The organism is Cupriavidus sp. GW821-FHT07C08 (genome assembly GCF_059419025.1).
The window spans coordinates 38344-54933 of the sequence record NZ_JBWKQZ010000018.1 but is presented as its reverse complement, the minus strand read 5'-3'; the positions used below and the strand labels follow the sequence as shown (position 1 = coordinate 54933).

The window sequence follows — 16590 nt, the reverse complement described above, 5'->3', positions numbered from 1 at the left end:
GCTCAGGCGGGCAGCGTCGCCTTCAGGTTGGCCAGCATGTCCGCCACCATCTCCTTCAAGCCGTACTCGGCCTTCCAGCCCCAGTCCGCGCGCGCGACCGAATCATCGATCGAATCCGGCCAACCCTGCGCAATCGCCTGGCGATAGTCGGGTTCATAGCGGATCTGGAAGCCTGGCACCTGCTCGCGGATGGCCGCGGCGATCTGCGCGGGCGTGAAGCTCATCCCGGCGATGTTGTAGCTGCCGCGCTCGCCGAGCTTGTCCGCCGGCGCTTCCATCAGTTCGATGGTGGCGCGGATCGCATCGGGCATATACATCATCGGCAGGGCTTCGTCTTCCTTCAGGAAGCAGGTGTAGGGCTCGCCCTTCACCGCCGCATGGAAGATGTCGACCGCGTAGTCGGTAGTGCCGCCGCCGGGCGGGGTCTTGTGAGAGATCAGACCCGGATAGCGCACGCTGCGTACATCCACGCCGTGGTTGGCGTGATACCAGCGGCACCAGCCCTCGCCCGCCTGCTTGGAGATGCCGTAGACGGTGGTGGGCTCCATCACGGTCTTCTGCGGTGTCTGTCTGGCAGGCGTGGTCGGGCCAAAGGCTGCAATCGAGCTTGGCCAGAACACCCGCTCCAGCCCGGTCTGCCGCGCCAGTTCCAGCACGTTGAGCAGGCTGGTCATATTGAGGTTCCAGGCCCACTGCGGCGCCTTTTCGCCGGTGGCGGACAGCGCGGCGGCCAGCAGGTAGACCTGGGTGATGCCATGGCGCTCGACCACGGTGGCCAGCTCGCCGCGGTCGGTGGCGTTGAGCATCTCGTGCGTCAGGTGCACATGGCGGCCGGTGGGCACCACGTCGGAGGTGATCACGTTGGTGCGCCCGTAGCGCTCGGCCAGCGCCAGTGCCAGTTCAGACCCGATCTGGCCGTTGGCGCCGACGATCAGGATCTTCGGTTTGCCATCTTCCATCAGATCAGCCCCAGTTCGCGGCCAGCCTGGCCAAAGGCTTCCAGCGCCGCCTGCAGCGTGGCTTCGTCATGCAGCGCGCTCATCTGCACGCGGATGCGCGCCTGCCCCTTGGGCACCACCGGGTAGAAGAAGCCGACCACGTACACGCCCAGCTCCAGCAGGCGCTGCGCGAGTTGCTGCGCCTTGTCGGCGTCGTAGACCATGATCGGGATGATGGGGTGGTCGCCCGCCTTGACGTCGAATCCCAGCTGGTCCAGTCCCGCGCGGAAGAACCTGGTATTGCCCTCCAGCCGGTCACGCAGCTCGGTACTGGCTTCCAGGATATCGAGCACCGCGATCGAAGCGCCCACGATGGCCGGCGCCACCGTGTTGGAGAACAGATAGGGCCGCGAGCGCTGGCGCAGCAGCGCCACGACTTCCTTGCGCGCGCTGGTGAAGCCGCCCGAGGCGCCGCCCAGCGCCTTGCCCAGCGTGCCGGTGATGATGTCGATCTTGCCGAACACGCCGCGCGCCTCATGCGTGCCGCGCCCGCGCTGGCCCATGAAACCGGTGGCATGGCATTCGTCGATGCCCAGCAGCGCGCCGTACTCATCGCAGATCGTGCGCATCTGGTCCAGCCGCGCCACGGTGCCGTCCATCGAGAACACGCCGTCGGAAAACACCAGCGTGTAGCGCGCACCGTCGGCCCGCGCCTGCTCCAGCTGCACGCGCAGGTCGTCCATGTCGTTGTGCTGGTAGCGGTAGCGGCGTGCCTTGGACAGGCGGATGCCGTCGATGATCGAGGCATGGTTGAGCGCATCGCTGATGACCGCGTCTTCCGCGCCCAGCAGCGTTTCGAACAAACCGCCATTGGCGTCGAAGGCCGAGCCATAGAGGATGGTGTCCTCGGTGCCGAGGAAGGTAGACAGCCGGGCCTCCAGCGTCTTGTGCAGGTCCTGCGTGCCGCAGATAAAGCGCACCGAGCTCAGCCCGAAGCCATGCGTGCGCAGCGCCTCGTGCGCGGCCTCGATCACCCGCGGGTGCGACGACAGGCCAAGGTAGTTGTTGGCGCACAGGTTGATGACCTCGCGGCCGTCGGTGGTGCGCACCCGCGCACCCTGCGGCGTGGCGATCACGCGCTCATTCTTGAACAGCCCCGCCGCGCGGATGCTTTCGAGTTCGGTACGGATGGATGCATAGAATGCCTCGGCATTCGACATGGCTTGGCTCCCGTTGGTGTGCGAGGGATGTGCTAGGATTCGATCGATAAATCGAACACGTTCTGTATATCGAACATTTTGAGCAATATAACGAACATCAACCCATGACGCAAGCCCTCGCCCAGACCCCGCAGGCCGATGGCCCGCCCGCCGTCGGCATGGCGCTGCAGGCGCTGCGCCAGCAGCAACGGCTGTCGCTCGATGAACTGTCGCGCCGTGCCGGGGTTTCCAAGTCGATGCTGTCGCAGATCGAACGCAACCTGGCCAACCCCACCGTGGCGGTGCTGTGGCGCCTGGCCAATGCGCTGGGCGTGAACCTGACGGACTTCCTCGCCGGAGGCGCCCCTGAGCGCCCCGGCGGCGGCATCACCGTGGTCCAGCCGCACGCGATCCCGTCGCTGAAAAGCCCCGATACCCGCTGCGACCTGCGCATCCTGGGCCCGATCGACCTGGCCGGGCGCTTCGAATGGTATGAACTGACCATCCAGGCCGGCGGCGTGCTGGCCTCCGAGCCGCACGAGGCCGGCACCCAGGAACACCTGTCGGTGCTGAGCGGATCGATGACGGTGCGCGCGGGCGCCGATGAGAAGAAGCTGAGGCACGGCGAGACCGCGCGCTATGCGGCCGATGTCGCACATGCGATCTCCAATGGCGGCAAGACCACTGCCACCGCACTACTGGTTGTAGTGCATCCGGGCTGACGCGGGCAAGGGTTGCGACAGCCCGGCGGGCGGGTTCAGCGGGCGCCGAACCACCGTTTGACCCGCTCCCACAGCACGCCGAAGAACATCGCCACGGGATTGAGGCGTACCGCCTGGTTGCGTTCGGCATCGCTCAGTGTCGGGTCCATCCGGCGCGCCACCGACTTGCCGAAATCGGCAATCATGCGCCTCACGAAATCCCGCACCAGCCCCGACCGCGAGAACTGCGCCAGCGGCCCTTGCAGCGAATACTGCAGGTCGACCGCGACTTCGGTCTCGTGTGCGGAGAGCGCCTTCAGCTCGTAGGCGATATCGCCCGCGGCCTTGGAGTTGCTGAGCGAGTCCTGCCCCGCGCCCTTCAGTACGCCGCGCTTGTGCGCATCGTCGCGCTGCAGGCGCGCGGCGCCTTCGAACCTGGCGGACATGGGACCGAACTTGATGGCGATATGGCCCTTGACCTTCTCCCCCGCCATTTCAGTGAGCACCGCGCCCGGCAGGCAGCCCGCCACGGCCGGCAGGTCAGCCATGAAGGCCCATACCGCGTCGAGCGCGTAAGGGACGGTGAAGCTGCCTTCGATGCGCGACCAGCCTTTGCGGTCGGCTGACCGTTCCGCCTCGGCGCCGGTGCCGGCGGCCAGGTGCGGCAGCGTGCCGAGCGCTTCGTCAGCAACGGCAAAACCGGTGAACGGCGCTTCGGCCGGCGCCGCGCCCGCGACGTGCCGCGCAATCACGCCGGCTGCGTCGCGGCGTGCGTCCAGTATCGAGCGGATGGCGGCGACGATCCCCATATAGCCGGTGCAGCGGCACAGGTTGCCTGACAGCTCATGGCGAATGGTGGCGTCGTCGGCGTCAGGCAGGCGCAGCACGATGTCGCGTGCGGTCGCCAGCATACCCGGCGTGCAGAAGCCGCATTGCAGGGCATGATGCTGGTTGAACGCCGCGCGCAGGTCGGCCATCACGGCATCGTCCTGGTAGCCTTCGACGGTGACGATGTCAGCGCCCTGGCAGGCAGCCGCGAAGGTGATGCACGACCGCACCGGCTTGTCGTCGAGCAGCACGGTGCAGGCGCCGCACACGCCGTGCTCGCAGCCGAGGTGGGTGCCGGTCAGCCGGTGCGTGTCGCGCAGGAAGTCGCCCAGGTGCGTCCGGTCCGCGCACGCGCCGGAAACCCGGCTGCCGTTGACGTTGAATTCGATGGTCTGCACGGGCGCTCCTCAGTTCAGCATTTGCGTGACGCAGCGCATCACGACGGTACGGTAAAGCTTGCGGTCGATGGCGTCCTTGCCTGGCGCGGCCTGCGCCACCGCTTCGTCCACGGCACTGGCGGTGAGCGCTGCGGCGCCTTGCGCGGCGACCGCGCGCGTGAGTCCGGGCAGCACCACCGGCGGCCCGTCCAGCGCGCCGAGCACGATGCGTGCAAAGCGGCGGCTGGCATCGAAGTACGCAGCGCAGCTGGCTTCGGCAAACTCGCCGGTCTTGCGGCACAGCTTCTGGTAGCCCCAGCGGCTGTGCGCGGTGGCATGCGGCACGCGCACGGCGGCGATCAGCTCGCCGTCGGCCAGCACCGTGGTGTAGGCGCCGATCATGAAGGCTTCCATGGGCACCTCGCGCGTGCCGGTGCCTGATGCAATCTCGATGCGCGCACCCAGCGCGGTCATCACCACGACCCAGTCCGCGGCCGGGTCCGCATGGGCCAGGCTGCCGCCCACCGTGCCGCGGTTGCGGATCGCGCGGTAGGCAATGCCGCCCGCCACGGCCTGCAGCATGGTGCCGCGCAGCGGCGCGAACACGCCGTCCTCGATCTGCGCATGGGTCACGCAGGCGCCGATGCGGATGCCGTCGGGGGTGGATGCGACTTGCCGCAGTTCGGCCAGCCCCGACACATCGATCACCGTGTCGGGACGGGTCAGCCGCAGGTTCAGCATCGGGCCGAGCGACTGGCCTCCGCCCATGGTCTTGGCCACATCGGTGCCCGCGCCGAGGCGGGCCAGCGCCTCCGGCAGCGAGCCGGGCGCATGATAGGAAAAAGCGACGGCTTTCATCGGTCAGGCTGCCTTCTTGCTTTGTGCGCCGGCTACTGCCGCATCCAGCGCCTCAAGGATCTTTCTCGGGGTCAGCGGCGTTTCCTGCAGTTCGACGCCGAAGTCGCGCAAGGCGTCGTTCACCGCGTTGAAGATCGCCGCCGGAGGTGCGATGGCGCCGCCCTCGCCCATCCCCTTGGCGCCGAATTCCGTGTGCGGCGACGGCGTCTCGAAATGATGGATGCGGATCGACGGAATCTCGGTCGGCCCGGGCAGCATGTAGTCCGCCAGCGTGGAGGCCAGCGGCTGCCCGTTGCCGTCATAGCGCATCTCTTCGAACATCGCTGTGCCGATACCCTGCGCCACACCACCGTAGGTCTGGCCCTCGACCACCATCGGATTGATCATGGTGCCGCAGTCTTCCACCACCACGTAGTCCAGCATCTCGACATGGCCGGAATCGATGTCGACTTCCACCGCGACCGCGTGCGTGGCGTAGGTGAAGCTGCCGGTATCGACCGCGGGCTTGAAGCCCATGGTGACCTCCAGCCCTTGCGCATCCACGTCGTGCGGCAGCAGGTGGGGATTGATGTACCAGGCGTCGGCAATGCGGCCGATGTCGATGACGTTGGCATCGCCCGCACGAACCGCGCCGGCTGCAAACGTCACCGCCTCCACCGGCTGCCGCAGCATATGCGCGCCAATCTTCCGCAGCCGCGGCAGCAGCGCCTTGCATGCCCGCGACACCGCGCCGCCCGACATCACCAGCGAGCGCGAGGCATAGGTGCCGGTGGAGAACGGCGTGAGCCCGGTATCGCCGTGCACCAGCTTGATCCGTCCGATATCGATGCCCAGGATCTCGTGGGCAATCTGCGCGAACGTGGTCTCCATGCCCTGGCCATGCGAATGCACGCCGACACGCACTTCGAGCCCGCCGTCCGGCGTGATGCGCACCGTGGCCGAGTCGAAGCCGGGGATCACCGGCGTGCCCCAGGCAGCGAATACCGAAGTGCCATGCGCCGACTGCTCGGTGTAGGTGCCAAAGCCCACGCCGACATAGCGGCTGCCCTGCGGACCCGCCTGCTGCCGCGCGCGGATCGCGGGCAGGTCGATCATCTCCATCGCCTGGCGCACGCTGGCCGGGTAGTCGCCGCCGTCGAAGTGCTTGTTGGTCACGTTGACGTAAGGCATGGCCTGCGGCGGCACCAGGTTTTCGCAGCGCACTTCCCACGGCTCGCGCCCCACCTCGCGCGCGATCGCGTCGATCATCAGTTCCATGGCGAAGCAGACGCCGGTCCGGGCCACGCCGCGATACGGCACGAAGCCCGGCTTGTTGGTGGCCACGCAGGTAGTCTCGCAGCGGTATCCGTCGAAGGCATAAGGGCCGGGCAGGTTGCCGATCGCCTGCCCCGGCTCCAGCCCGATGGTGAATGGCCAGACCGAATAGGCACCACCGTCGATGGCGATCTTCGCGTCCAGCGCCAGCAGGCGGCCGCGTTTGTCGGCATAGGCGCTAAGCTCGTAGTGATGCTCACGCGAGTTGGCGCCGGCGGTCAGGTGCTCGCGCCGGTCCTCGATAAAGCGGAACGGCCGCTTGTAGGTCAGCGCCAGCCAGGCAATACAGAGCTCTTCCTGCTGCAGCACGCATTTGTAGCCGAAGGCGCCGCCCACGTCCGGCGAGATCACGCGCACGCGCGCCTGATCCAGGTCCAGGCAGTGGCTCAGGATGGTCCGGATCATATGCGGCACCTGGGTGGCGCTGTACACCACCAGCTGGTCAAACTGGTGGTCCCAGTAGGCCAGCACCGCCTTGCCCTCCATCGGCACCATGCACTGGCGCGCCAGGTTGACCTTGCGGTGGACGACGACGGAGGCCTCGCGCTGGCGCGCCTCGAAGTTCTTGTCGATATTCAGCGTCAGGAAGGTGTTGTCGCGCCAGTGTTCGTGCACGCGCACCTCGCCGGCGAGCTGGCGGGCCTGCGCCACGTCGGTCAGCGCGGGCAGCTCGTCGAACTCGACCACCACCTGCTCGGCGATGTCCTCGGCTTCGGCGCGCGTCGGGGCAAAGGCCATGGCAACAGGCTCGCCGACAAAACGCACCTTGCCGCTGGCCAGCGGCGCCTGCGCCGACGGCTGGTAGGACGGGAACGCCGAATCCGCGACGATGTCCCGCGCCGCCGCCATGTCATCGCGCACGATCACCGCTTGCTCGTGTCGCGCTGGCTTGGTCACGGACAACAGCTTGGCATGTGCAACAGGGCTGCGCAGGAATGCCACCTCCTGCAAGTCCGGCATGGCAATGTCCGCGACGAAACGCCCTTTGCCATACAAGTGCCTGGCGTCTTCCTTGCGCGCCACCCGGGCTCCCACGCCCTGGCCGCGCCCTCCTTCCGAATGATCCGGTTCCATCGACGATGTCATTGTTTTATCCGTCCCGATGATTCATGCAAGCGCTCATTCGCGCACCCCGATGGCCGCCAGCCCTTCCGCGCGCGTGGTGACCGTCGCATATTTCTGTTCCATGTCGAACAGGTTGGCTTGGTGCGGTCCAAGCGCCCGGTCGCCCACGCAATCCGACAGCACCAGCGGCCGGAAGCCATACTGCATGGCGTCCACCACGCTGGCGCGCACACAGCCGCTGGTCACCGCGCCGGCCACCACCAGCGTGCGCACGCCGCGTTGCGTCAGCCACGCGGCCAGCGACGTGCCGAAGAATGCCGACGGCACGGTCTTGCGCACCACCAGCTCGCCCGCCCGCGGCGCCAGTTCTTCGACGATGGCGCTGTTGCGCTCGCGCTCCTTCAGCGACAGCATGTTCGGCACCTTCATGGAGAAGATGTTGTGGTCCGAACCATCGTCCGCAAAGACGATGCGGCTGTGCGCAATCGCCCAGCCTTCGCGCCGTGCCACGGCCAGCAGCGGCACGGTATTGGCGATGGCCTCGCGGATATTGCCGCCGCCGAACACCTCCGGATCGGCAAAGCCGTTGACGAAATCGACCACCAGCAGCCCGAACGGGCCCGCCAGTTCCAGGTCGTTGCCAAAGCCCTGGCGCTGGTACGCGCCGATCTCCTTGTGCATGGCTACTTCTCCTCCGGGTAGCGGAACCCGTCCGTGACCTTGCCGCGGTTCACCACATCCACGCCGTCCAGGCGGACGGTGCAGTTGCGCACGGGAATGTCGATATGGCAGGCCGTGGTGCGGCTGCCGCCGGCTTCGTTATTGGGGCCGAGCGAGAACAGGAAGTTGCCCTCGAACGCGCGCGCGTCCATGCCGATGGTTGCCTCGCGATCGTACAGCCCCAGCGTGGACCAGTGCGCGCGCGGCTGCAGCCCCCAGCCGATATGCGAGATGGCATAGGCCTGCGGGTCATTGAAGGAGGCCATGTACTCGCTCAGCAGGTCGGCGTGCAAGCCGCCTTCGATGCGCGTGGCAAAGCCGCCCTCCACCGTCAGCGTGACCGGCTCGGTGACGTAGGTCTTCTGCGGCAGCAGGATGTCGCCGCGCTCCAGCACGATGGTGCCGTTGGCAGCGCCTTCGTTGGGCCAGGTCAGCGCGAAACCGCTGGGCCAGTGGTCCCAGCGCCCGGGCTCGTCGACAAAGCCGTACTCGCTGATGGCCGGGAACTCGCCCAGCGGGCAGCGCAGGTCGGTGCCGGCCGGCGACACCACATGCATTTCCTTGGCGCGGGCCAGCCGCTCGGAGGCGGCCTTGACGCGCTCGCGGTCGGCCTCGCAAGGCACCAGGCGCGCCAGCACCTCGGGCGGCTCGACGGCCAGCAGGATTTTGGTGCCGCCCTTCAGGATGTCGTGCTGCTCGGGGGAGAACAGCAGCGTCATCAGGTCCAGCACCAGGTCGCTTTCCCTGAGCGCGGCAATCGCGGCACGGTTGCCCGTGAGCGGGGTCGTGCCCAGGTAGGCCAGCGCGTCGCGGCTCAGCGCCTTTTCGCCGTTGACGGGCGGCAGGTCGAGCCGGTTGACGATGGCACCCATCGCCTGCGTGGCGATCAGCGCGGTGGAGAGCGTCTGCGGGTGGGTCGCGGCGCTGGTCAGGATGGTGACGGTCTGTCCCGGCTCCAGCCGGGACAGCTTCAGCACCTTGCGCCAGGCCTCGATCATCTGGTGGTCACTTACCGGCATGTCGCCTCCTTGCTTGTCATTGCGTCAGCGGCGCGCCGAGGAAATCCCCCAGCGCCGCGTAAAAGCCCGCTTCGTCATCCCACGGGACCATGTGGCCGGCACCGGCAACGTGGCTGACCAGCACTCCCGGCAGCAACGTGCGGATCTCCGCCACGTCTTCAGCGCGCACCACGTCGCCACGCCCGGCGGTCATCAGCAGCGTCGCCACCGTGATCCTGGGCATGTCGGCATGGATGTCGTCGCGATGGAAATCCTCGAAGCTGCGCACCACAGCGTCTTCGTTGCAGGTATGCAGCCATTCGGCGCGCAGGCGCAGCTGCTCGTCGGTCCAGGTCGGGCAGAAGCGGCGCATGCCTTCCACGTCGGTGCCCTGGCGCGACAGGCGGATGGAGTCCACATACCACGGCAGTTGCGCGGGATATGCGCGGCGCCCGGGTCCCGACACCGGTGGATCCACCAACACCAGCCTGGCAAGGCCGTCAGGCCTGCCCGCCGCGGCGCGCACGCCGATGCGCGCACCCATCGAATGGCCAACCACGCTGTAGCGGCGCAGGCAGATCGCCTCGGCAAAGGCCACCATATCGCGGGCCTGGGCGTCGAGGCTGTAGTCCAGCCCGGCCTCGGCCGACGACAGGCCACGCCCGCGCACGTCCAGCACATAGGTATCGAAGCTGGCGCCAAAGCGCTCGCCGACGAAGCCCCAGGTGACTGCCGGGCTGGTGATGCCTGGCACGATGATCACGGGATCGCGCGCGGCACGCGCACCGTCGTTGCCGCCATAGCGCAGGTAGTGCTGGCGGATGCCGTTGGCATGGACATGGCCGCCATAAAGGAAGGTCGTCATGGCATGCCCTCAGTAGGCGCCCGACAGCAGCGCGCCGGCGCCCGGCACGACCGGATCCAGGTCCAGCGCCTTGAGCATGGCGTAGGTGGTGGCGATAGCGGCGGTGATGACCGGCTTGCCCGTCATCGCCTCCACCTTTGCCACGGCCGGCAGCGACGGCATCTGCACGCAGGCCGACAGCACGATCGCATCGACATCCGCCAGGTTCATTTGCGACACGATGCCCGGCAGCCGCGCCGGATCGTGGCGGCCGACCTCCAGGTTGTCCGGGATCTCCAGCGCACGGTAGTCCACCACCTCATAGCCTTCGTTGCGGATGTAGTCCACCACCAGCTCGGTCAGCGGCTTCATGTATGGCGCCACCACCGCGATGCGGCGCGCGCCGATCACGCGCAGCGCATCCACCAGCGCACCGGCGCTGGTGATGACCGGCGCGTCGCCGCCATTCTCGATGGTGTGGGCCTTCAGGCGCTGCTCCGACTTGCGGTGATAGCCGTGGCCCATGGCCATGATGGCAACCAGGCAGGCGTAGCCGAGCACGTCGACGCGGGCGTCGCTGAGCTCCACCGCGCAGCGGTCGGATTCGGCATCCATGGCGGCCAGCTCTTCCTTGACCACCTTCTTCATGCGCATGCGGCTGGAGTGGAAGGTAAAGCGCTCCGGACGGATCTGCTGGCGCGCCAGCAGCATCGCGGGAATCTCGGTTTCCATGGTCGTGTTCGAGCTGGGAACGATCTGGCCGATGCGAAAGACTTTTTGCATGAGGGTCCTCGGGTTGTACGGTTACAGCTTGAGCAGGCGTTGCGCGTTGCCGTGGCAGACCAGCGCGCGCGTGGTGTCGTCGAGCGGCGCGTCTTCGATGAACTTCGCCGCGACTTCAGTGGATTCGTAGGGATAGTCGACCGAGAACATCACGGCCTCCGCGCCGAGCTCGGCAATGGCACCGGCCAGCGCACCGTGCGAGCACACCCCCGAAGTGGTGATGACGATATTGGTGCCGATGTATTCCGAAGGCGCGCGCGCCAGCCGGACGCCGTGCGAATAGACCGCAAAGCGGCTGTCGAAGCGCCAGCGCTGGTACGGCAGGCCCTCGCCCATATGGCCGAGGATGAGCTTCAGGCGCGGGAAGCGGTCGAACACGCCGCCGAACAGCAGCCGCAGCGCATGCGATGCGGTCTCGACGCCCCAGCCCCACGCCGCGCCGGTCAGCTCGGGGTGGCCCGCCAGGACCTGCGGCTGAACCAGCGCGTCGGTCGGGTGCAGGTACATGGGCACGTCCAGCGCCTGCATGCGTTCCCAGAAAGCATCGTATGCAGGGTCGTCGTAGTAGCGCCCGTGGGTATGGCCGTTCACCAGCGAGCCCTTGAAGCCAAGCTCGCGCACCGCGCGTTCCAGCTCGCGCGCGGCCTGTTCCGGGTCGTGCATGGGCAGCGCGGCAAAGCCGGCAAAGCGCGTGGGATGGCGCGCGATCTGCGCGGCCAGGAAGTCATTGCTTTCGCGCGCCCGCGCCACGGCAAGGCCGGCGTCGGGCTCGCCCTGCACGCCCGGGCCGGTCTGCGACAGCACTGTGATGTCGATGCCGGCACGGTCCATCTCGGCGAGGCGGTCCTCGTCGAAATCGGCGAGGCGGCGGCCCAGTTCGGCAAACACCGCCGGATCGATATGCTGCGTGAACGCCTTGGAATAGGCCTGGAATCCCGGCGTCATGAAATGCTCTTCGAGGGCGATCTTCTTCACTTTGGTCATGCTGGTGGGGGCTCCTGATTGGTGAAATCGCTTCGCTGCGGGCGCGTCCTGCATGGCATGCGGCGTGCGCCGATGCAATTGATCAGTACACTGATTAGTTTCGGATTCTAGTCAGCGAAATTCCAAAAGTCTAGAAGCGGCGCGGAGGGTTAACACCTATAACGATGGCCATATACCCTCAGTACACTGAGCCCAGATGCTCAGTATGCTGACGATATTAAAAGACCATTTAAATAGGCGATTTCGGGCATTCCGGCACATTGTGGACTGGCCACATTTTGCTCAGCTTACTGCGTTTCTCATCAGCATACTGACTGATGCACCGGAAGGATGCGGCGCTGCACTGCGCGAGGGACCGACAGGCCCTGGCCAGCGGCGCCGGCACCGCCGGGACGAGCAGACATATAGAGACAATAGCTAGACCAAAGGACCCCCGCCATGACGTTCAGCCTGACTCGCAGTGAGACGAGCGCCCCCGCTTCCGGCATGACTGCCGAGGAGCGCAAGGTCATCCTTGCCTCTTCCTTCGGCGCCCTGATGGAGTGGTACGACTTCTACATCTACGCCGCGCTGGCGGTGTACTTCGGCGCACTGTTCTTCCCCAAGGGCAATGAGACTGCCGCCTTCCTGGCCAGCCTGGCCACCTTCGGCGCGGGCTTCCTGATACGGCCGGTGGGCGCGCTGCTGTTCGGCCGCCTGGGCGACCTGATCGGGCGCAAGTACACCTTCCTGGTCACCATCCTGCTGATGGGTGTTGCCACCGTCGGCGTCGGCGTGCTGCCCACGTATGAGCAGATCGGCATCACCGCCACCGTGCTGCTGGTGTTGCTGCGGCTGCTGCAAGGCCTGGCGCTGGGCGGCGAGGTCGGCGGCGCGGTTACCTACGTGGCCGAGCACTCCCCCGTGCACAAGCGCGGGCTGTATACCAGTTCGCTGCAGACCACGGCAACGCTGGGCCTGCTGTCCTCGTTGCTGGTCGTCTACCTGCTCAAGACCTTCCTGACCGAGGCCGAATTCCGTGATTGGGGCTGGCGCATTCCCTTCATCGTGTCGCTGGTGATGCTGGTGATCTCGGTCTACATCCGCGGCAAGCTGCATGAATCGCCGGTCTTTGCCCGGATGAAGGCCGCCAACACCACCTCCAGGGCGCCGATCCGCGAGAGTTTCACCAACTGGAAGAACCTCAGGTCGGTGCTGCTGCTGTTCGTGGTGGCGGCGGGCCTGGGCGCCATCTTCGGCACCGGCCACTTCTACTCGATGTTCTTCCTCAACAAGACGCTGCACGTGCCGCTCGAAACGGTCCACAAGCTGATCGGGATCGCGCTGGTGGTGGCCACGCCCTGCTACCTGCTGTTCGGCTGGCTGTCCGACCGCATCGGCCGCAAGTACATCATGATGGCCGCCTGCCTGCTGGCGGCAGTGTGCATCCAGCCGGTGTTCAAGGGCCTGACGCACTATGCCAATCCGGCGCTCGAGCAGTTCCAGCAGCAAGGCGCCGTGCAGGTGACGGCCGGCGACTGCAAGGCGCGCCTGTTCGGCGAGCCGGTGTCCGCCTGCGACAAGATCCGCGGCTACCTGACTGACCTGGGCGTGGGCTACACCTTCGTGCCGGCCACCAATCCGGCGCAGGCGGAAGTGCGCATCGCGGATCGCACGCTGCAGGGCTTTGACCGCGACGCCATCAAGGGCGCGCTGGTGGCGGCCGGCTGGCCCGAGCGCGCCGACCCCGCGAAGATCAACACGCCGATGGTATTCGTGCTGCTGCTGGTCCCGATCCTGTTCCTGGCCATGGTGTACGGGCCGATGGCGGCCTTCATGGTGGAACTGTTCCCGGCCCGGGTGCGCTACACCTCGCTGTCGCTGCCCTTCCACCTCGGCGCGGGCTGGGTCGGCGGCATGCTGTCCTTCGTGGTCACGGCCATGAACGTGGCCAGCGGCGACGTCTACTTCGGCCTGTGGTACCCGGTGATCATCGCCGGCCTGGCCTTCGTCATCGGCATGCTGTTCGTGCCGGAGACGCGCGGCCGCGACCTGGCCACCTGAACCGCGCAACCGCGCGCGGCTGAAGGGCGGAGAGATCCGCCCTTTTTCCCAGCCAACTATTCAGCATACTGAATTTACCCGTGCTACCGCGCGCAGCGATGGCGCCGCGGTCTGCCGACGCAGTCATCGCAACCATTCCAATTTTTCGCGTAGACAACCTGGAGCCCCTGATGTCCACCTCTCGCATCCTCCGCACCCTCGCTGCGTCCTCCGCCCTGCTGGGCCTGGCCGCCGCCACGCCCGCACTGGCCGACGCCAATGGCGTGAAGATCGGCGTCATCACCGACATGTCCGGCTCCTATGCCGACCTCTCCGGCAAGGGCTCCGTGCTTGCCGCGCAGATGGCCGTGGAAGAGTTCGGCGGCAAGGCACTCGGCAAGCCGGTGACGGTGCTTTCCGCCGATCACCAGAACAAGGCGGATATCGCCTCGTCGCTGGCGCGCCGCTGGTTCGATACCGATGGCGTCGACATGGTGATCGACTTCCCCAACTCGTCGACGGCGCTGGCCGTGCAGGAAGTGGCGCGGCAAAAGCAGAAGATCGACATCGTCTCGACCGGCGGCGCCATGGCGCTGACCAACCAGAACTGCTCGCCAACCGGCTTTCACTGGTCCTGGGACACGTATTCGGTGTCTTACCCGCTGGTGCGGCGCATGATCGAGCAGGGCCGCAACAGCTGGTACTACATCACCGTGGACTACGCCTTCGGCCAGTCGCTGGAGGCAGATTTCCGCAAGGCCGTGGACGCCGGCGGCGGCAAGAACGTGGGCGCCACCCGGCATCCGCTCAACGCCAGCGATTTCAGCAGCCCGGTGGTGGCCGCCTCGGCTTCCAAGGCCAAGGTGGTGGTGCTGGCCAACGCGGGCAACGACATGATCAACGGGGTCAAGGCAGCCGGCGAGTTCGGCCTGATCAAGGCCGGCCAGACCGTGATCACGCCCTCCACCTTCATCACCGATATCAAGAGCCTGGGCCTGAACGCTGCGCAGGGGCTGACCTATGTCGACCCGTTCAAGCTCGACCTGGATGGCAAGTCGAAGGACTTCGTCGAGCGCTACTACAAGCGCCACAAGGCCTATCCCACACATGGCCAGATCGGCGTCTATTCCGGCGTGATGCATTACCTGAAGGCGGTGGAAGCCGCGAAGACGGTGGAAGGCCCGGCCGTGGCGGAGAAGATGCGCGCGCTGCCCGTCAACGATGCCTTCGTGCGCAACGGCAAGGTGCGTGTCGACGGCCGCATGGTGCATGACATGTACCTGGCCCAGGCCAAGACCCCGGCCGAGTCCAAGGGCCCGTGGGACCTGGTCAGGTACATCGGCACGATCCCCGGCGACGAAGCCTTCCGGCCGCTGTCGGCCAGCGACTGCCCCCTGGTGAAGAAGTGAGCGCGCCATGCCTGACACCGATGTAATCCTGCAGACGCAGGGACTGAGCAAGGCGTTCAAGGGCTTTACCGCAGTCAGCGATGTCAGCCTGTCCGTGCGGCGGGGCTCGATCCATGCGCTGATCGGCCCCAACGGCGCCGGCAAGACCACCTGCTTCAACCTGCTGACGAAGTTCCATGCCCCCTCGTCCGGCTCGATCCATTTCAACGGCACGGACATCACCGCGCTGCGCCCGGCCCAGATCGCCCGCATGGGGGTGATCCGGTCGTTCCAGATCTCGGCGGTATTTCCGCAACTGACGGTACTGGAGAACGTGCGCATCGCGCTGCAGCGCCGGCTCGGGACCTCCTGGCATTTCTGGCGCGGCAAGCGCTCCCTGTCGCGGCTGGACGGCCGCGCCATGGAACTGCTGGATGCGGTCGGCCTGGCAGGCTTCGCGGACCTGGGCACGGCGGAGCTGGCCTACGGGCGCAAGCGCGCGCTGGAGCTTGCCACCACGCTGGCGACCGATCCGGAACTGATGCTGCTGGACGAACCCACGCAAGGCATGGGCCATGAAGACGTGGAGACCGTCACCGCCCTGATCAAGCGCGTTTCGGCAGGGCGGACGGTGCTGATGGTGGAGCACAACATGAGCGTGGTGTCGTCCATCGTGGACCGCATCACCGTGCTGCAGCGCGGCGCGGTGCTGGCAGAAGGGACCTATGACGAGATCTCACGCAATCCGCAGGTAAGGGAAGCCTATATGGGAACCACCGACGAACCCGAAGACCGCCACGCAGCCGCGGCGGCGCTGAGCGCGGAGGCATCATGACCAGGACGACGTCCCCTGCCCTCGAACTGCGCGGCCTGCACGCCTGGTACGGCGAGTCGCACATCCTTCACGGCGTGGACCTGACCGTCAACCCGGGCGAGGTGGTGACGCTGCTCGGCCGCAACGGCGCCGGACGCACCACCACGCTGCGCGCCATCATGGGCCTGGTCGGCATGCGCAAGGGTTCGGTGCGCGTGCACGGCCAGGAAACCATCGGCATGAAGACGCACCGCATCGCGCCGCTGGGCCTGGGCTACTGCCCGGAAGAACGCGCCATCTTCGCCAGCCTGTCCTGCGAGGAGAACCTGCTGCTGCCGCCGCAATTCGCCTGCACCCCGGACGCAGTCGGACTGCGCGAGCCGATGACGCTGGGCGAGATCTACGAGATGTTCCCCAACCTGCATGAGCGGCGCAAGAGCCAGGGCACGCGCATGTCGGGCGGCGAGCAGCAGATGCTGGCGGTGGCACGCATCCTGCGCACCGGTGCCAGCGTGCTGCTGCTCGACGAGATCTCGGAAGGCCTGGCGCCCGTGATCGTGCAAAAGCTGGCGAAGATGATCGCCATGCTGCGCAGCCGCGGATACACCATCGTCATGGTGGAGCAGAACTTCCGCTTTGCCGCGCCGCTGGCGGACCGCTTCTTCGTGATGGAGCACGGCCGCATCGTCGAGGCCTTCGGCGCCGATGAGCTCGAACGCAAGATGCCCACGCTCAGCGCCTTGCTGGGCGTTTAAGG

Annotated in this window: 15 protein-coding genes; 5 read left to right on the top strand and 10 right to left on the bottom strand. The window is 66.8% G+C overall.

The window, feature by feature from the left end; translation table 11 throughout:
• Positions 1 to 2: 2 nt before the first annotated feature.
• Together AC07UK_RS21880 and kbl are read right to left on the bottom strand one after the other, a co-directional pair.
• Positions 3 to 959: an L-threonine 3-dehydrogenase gene (locus AC07UK_RS21880; RefSeq protein ID WP_436223838.1), complete on the bottom strand. Its 957-nt coding sequence runs from the start codon at positions 957 to 959 to the stop codon at positions 3 to 5.
• Positions 959 to 2158 carry a glycine C-acetyltransferase gene (gene kbl / locus AC07UK_RS21875; protein ID WP_436223839.1) on the bottom strand — a complete coding sequence of 400 codons (1200 nt, stop codon included), beginning with the start codon at positions 2156 to 2158 and terminating at the stop codon, positions 959 to 961. Before kbl ends, AC07UK_RS21880 begins: the two co-directional genes overlap by 1 nt.
• 104 nt (positions 2159 to 2262) lie before the next feature.
• Here kbl and AC07UK_RS21870 point away from each other — a divergent pair, with 104 nt between their 5' ends.
• Positions 2263 to 2859: a helix-turn-helix domain-containing protein gene (locus AC07UK_RS21870; protein ID WP_436223840.1), complete on the top strand. Its 597-nt coding sequence runs from the start codon at positions 2263 to 2265 to the stop codon at positions 2857 to 2859.
• Positions 2860 to 2894: 35 nt separating this feature from the next.
• Here AC07UK_RS21870 and AC07UK_RS21865 read toward each other — a convergent pair whose 3' ends face one another.
• The 8 genes from AC07UK_RS21865 to AC07UK_RS21830 are packed head-to-tail and all read right to left on the bottom strand — an operon-like array spanning position 2895 to position 11609.
• Complete coding sequence (locus AC07UK_RS21865) at positions 2895 to 4064, bottom strand: xanthine dehydrogenase family Fe-S subunit (protein ID WP_494686429.1); 1170 nt, start codon at positions 4062 to 4064, stop codon at positions 2895 to 2897.
• 9 nt (positions 4065 to 4073) lie between these two features.
• Positions 4074 to 4901 carry an FAD binding domain-containing protein gene (locus AC07UK_RS21860; protein ID WP_494686428.1) on the bottom strand — a complete coding sequence of 276 codons (828 nt, stop codon included), beginning with the start codon at positions 4899 to 4901 and terminating at the stop codon, positions 4074 to 4076.
• A gap of 3 nt (positions 4902 to 4904) precedes the next feature.
• Positions 4905 to 7301, bottom strand: a complete 2397-nt coding sequence (locus tag AC07UK_RS21855) for a xanthine dehydrogenase family protein molybdopterin-binding subunit (RefSeq protein ID WP_494686427.1) — start codon at positions 7299 to 7301, stop codon at positions 4905 to 4907.
• Between the two features lie 33 nt (positions 7302 to 7334).
• Entirely contained in the window at positions 7335 to 7961 is a 627-nt protein-coding gene (locus AC07UK_RS21850) for an N-carbamoylsarcosine amidohydrolase (protein ID WP_035819447.1), read from the bottom strand.
• 2 nt (positions 7962 to 7963) lie between these two features.
• Entirely contained in the window at positions 7964 to 9019 is a 1056-nt protein-coding gene (locus AC07UK_RS21845; protein WP_436223844.1) for a 2,5-dihydroxypyridine 5,6-dioxygenase NicX family protein, read from the bottom strand.
• A 16-nt stretch (positions 9020 to 9035) separates the two neighbouring features.
• Complete coding sequence (locus tag AC07UK_RS21840) at positions 9036 to 9863, bottom strand: alpha/beta fold hydrolase (RefSeq protein ID WP_436223845.1); 828 nt, start codon at positions 9861 to 9863, stop codon at positions 9036 to 9038.
• 9 nt (positions 9864 to 9872) lie between these two features.
• Positions 9873 to 10625, bottom strand: coding sequence for a maleate cis-trans isomerase family protein (locus AC07UK_RS21835; protein ID WP_436223846.1), 753 nt, complete (start codon positions 10623 to 10625; stop codon positions 9873 to 9875).
• 21 nt (positions 10626 to 10646) lie between these two features.
• The gene (locus AC07UK_RS21830) at positions 10647 to 11609 is read right to left on the bottom strand and encodes an amidohydrolase family protein (RefSeq protein WP_494686426.1); all 963 of its coding nucleotides are present in this window, start codon (positions 11607 to 11609) and stop codon (positions 10647 to 10649) included.
• Between the two features lie 438 nt (positions 11610 to 12047).
• Between AC07UK_RS21830 and AC07UK_RS21825 the strand changes: the two genes are divergently transcribed.
• The 4 genes from AC07UK_RS21825 to AC07UK_RS21810 all read left to right on the top strand — a co-directional run bounded on the left by AC07UK_RS21825 (position 12048) and on the right by AC07UK_RS21810 (position 16588).
• Complete coding sequence (locus tag AC07UK_RS21825) at positions 12048 to 13652, top strand: MFS transporter (RefSeq protein ID WP_436223848.1); 1605 nt, start codon at positions 12048 to 12050, stop codon at positions 13650 to 13652.
• A 170-nt stretch (positions 13653 to 13822) separates the two neighbouring features.
• Positions 13823 to 15040: an ABC transporter substrate-binding protein gene (locus AC07UK_RS21820; protein WP_436223849.1), complete on the top strand. Its 1218-nt coding sequence runs from the start codon at positions 13823 to 13825 to the stop codon at positions 15038 to 15040.
• A 7-nt stretch (positions 15041 to 15047) separates the two neighbouring features.
• Entirely contained in the window at positions 15048 to 15854 is an 807-nt protein-coding gene (locus tag AC07UK_RS21815) for an ABC transporter ATP-binding protein (RefSeq protein WP_436223850.1), read from the top strand.
• Entirely contained in the window at positions 15851 to 16588 is a 738-nt protein-coding gene (locus AC07UK_RS21810; protein ID WP_436223851.1) for an ABC transporter ATP-binding protein, read from the top strand. Before AC07UK_RS21815 ends, AC07UK_RS21810 begins: the two co-directional genes overlap by 4 nt.
• Positions 16589 to 16590 lie beyond the last annotated feature (2 nt).

Bases quoted from the DNA above. Each gene is read 5' to 3' on its own strand.
- AC07UK_RS21830 (WP_494686426.1), bottom strand. From the start codon at position 11,609: ATGACCAAAGTGAAGAAGATCGCCCTCGAAGAGCATTTCATGACGCCG.
- AC07UK_RS21810 (WP_436223851.1), top strand. From the start codon at position 15,851: ATGACCAGGACGACGTCCCCTGCCCTCGAACTGCGCGGCCTGCACGCC.
- AC07UK_RS21815 (WP_436223850.1), top strand. From the start codon at position 15,048: ATGCCTGACACCGATGTAATCCTGCAGACGCAGGGACTGAGCAAGGCG.
- AC07UK_RS21845 (WP_436223844.1), bottom strand. From the start codon at position 9,019: ATGCCGGTAAGTGACCACCAGATGATCGAGGCCTGGCGCAAGGTGCTG.
- AC07UK_RS21835 (WP_436223846.1), bottom strand. From the start codon at position 10,625: ATGCAAAAAGTCTTTCGCATCGGCCAGATCGTTCCCAGCTCGAACACG.
- AC07UK_RS21840 (WP_436223845.1), bottom strand. From the start codon at position 9,863: ATGACGACCTTCCTTTATGGCGGCCATGTCCATGCCAACGGCATCCGC.
- AC07UK_RS21870 (WP_436223840.1), top strand. From the start codon at position 2,263: ATGACGCAAGCCCTCGCCCAGACCCCGCAGGCCGATGGCCCGCCCGCC.
- kbl (WP_436223839.1), bottom strand. From the start codon at position 2,158: ATGTCGAATGCCGAGGCATTCTATGCATCCATCCGTACCGAACTCGAA.
- AC07UK_RS21855 (WP_494686427.1), bottom strand. From the start codon at position 7,301: ATGACATCGTCGATGGAACCGGATCATTCGGAAGGAGGGCGCGGCCAG.
- AC07UK_RS21820 (WP_436223849.1), top strand. From the start codon at position 13,823: ATGTCCACCTCTCGCATCCTCCGCACCCTCGCTGCGTCCTCCGCCCTG.
- AC07UK_RS21880 (WP_436223838.1), bottom strand. From the start codon at position 959: ATGGAAGATGGCAAACCGAAGATCCTGATCGTCGGCGCCAACGGCCAG.
- AC07UK_RS21825 (WP_436223848.1), top strand. From the start codon at position 12,048: ATGACGTTCAGCCTGACTCGCAGTGAGACGAGCGCCCCCGCTTCCGGC.
- AC07UK_RS21860 (WP_494686428.1), bottom strand. From the start codon at position 4,901: ATGAAAGCCGTCGCTTTTTCCTATCATGCGCCCGGCTCGCTGCCGGAG.
- AC07UK_RS21850 (WP_035819447.1), bottom strand. From the start codon at position 7,961: ATGCACAAGGAGATCGGCGCGTACCAGCGCCAGGGCTTTGGCAACGAC.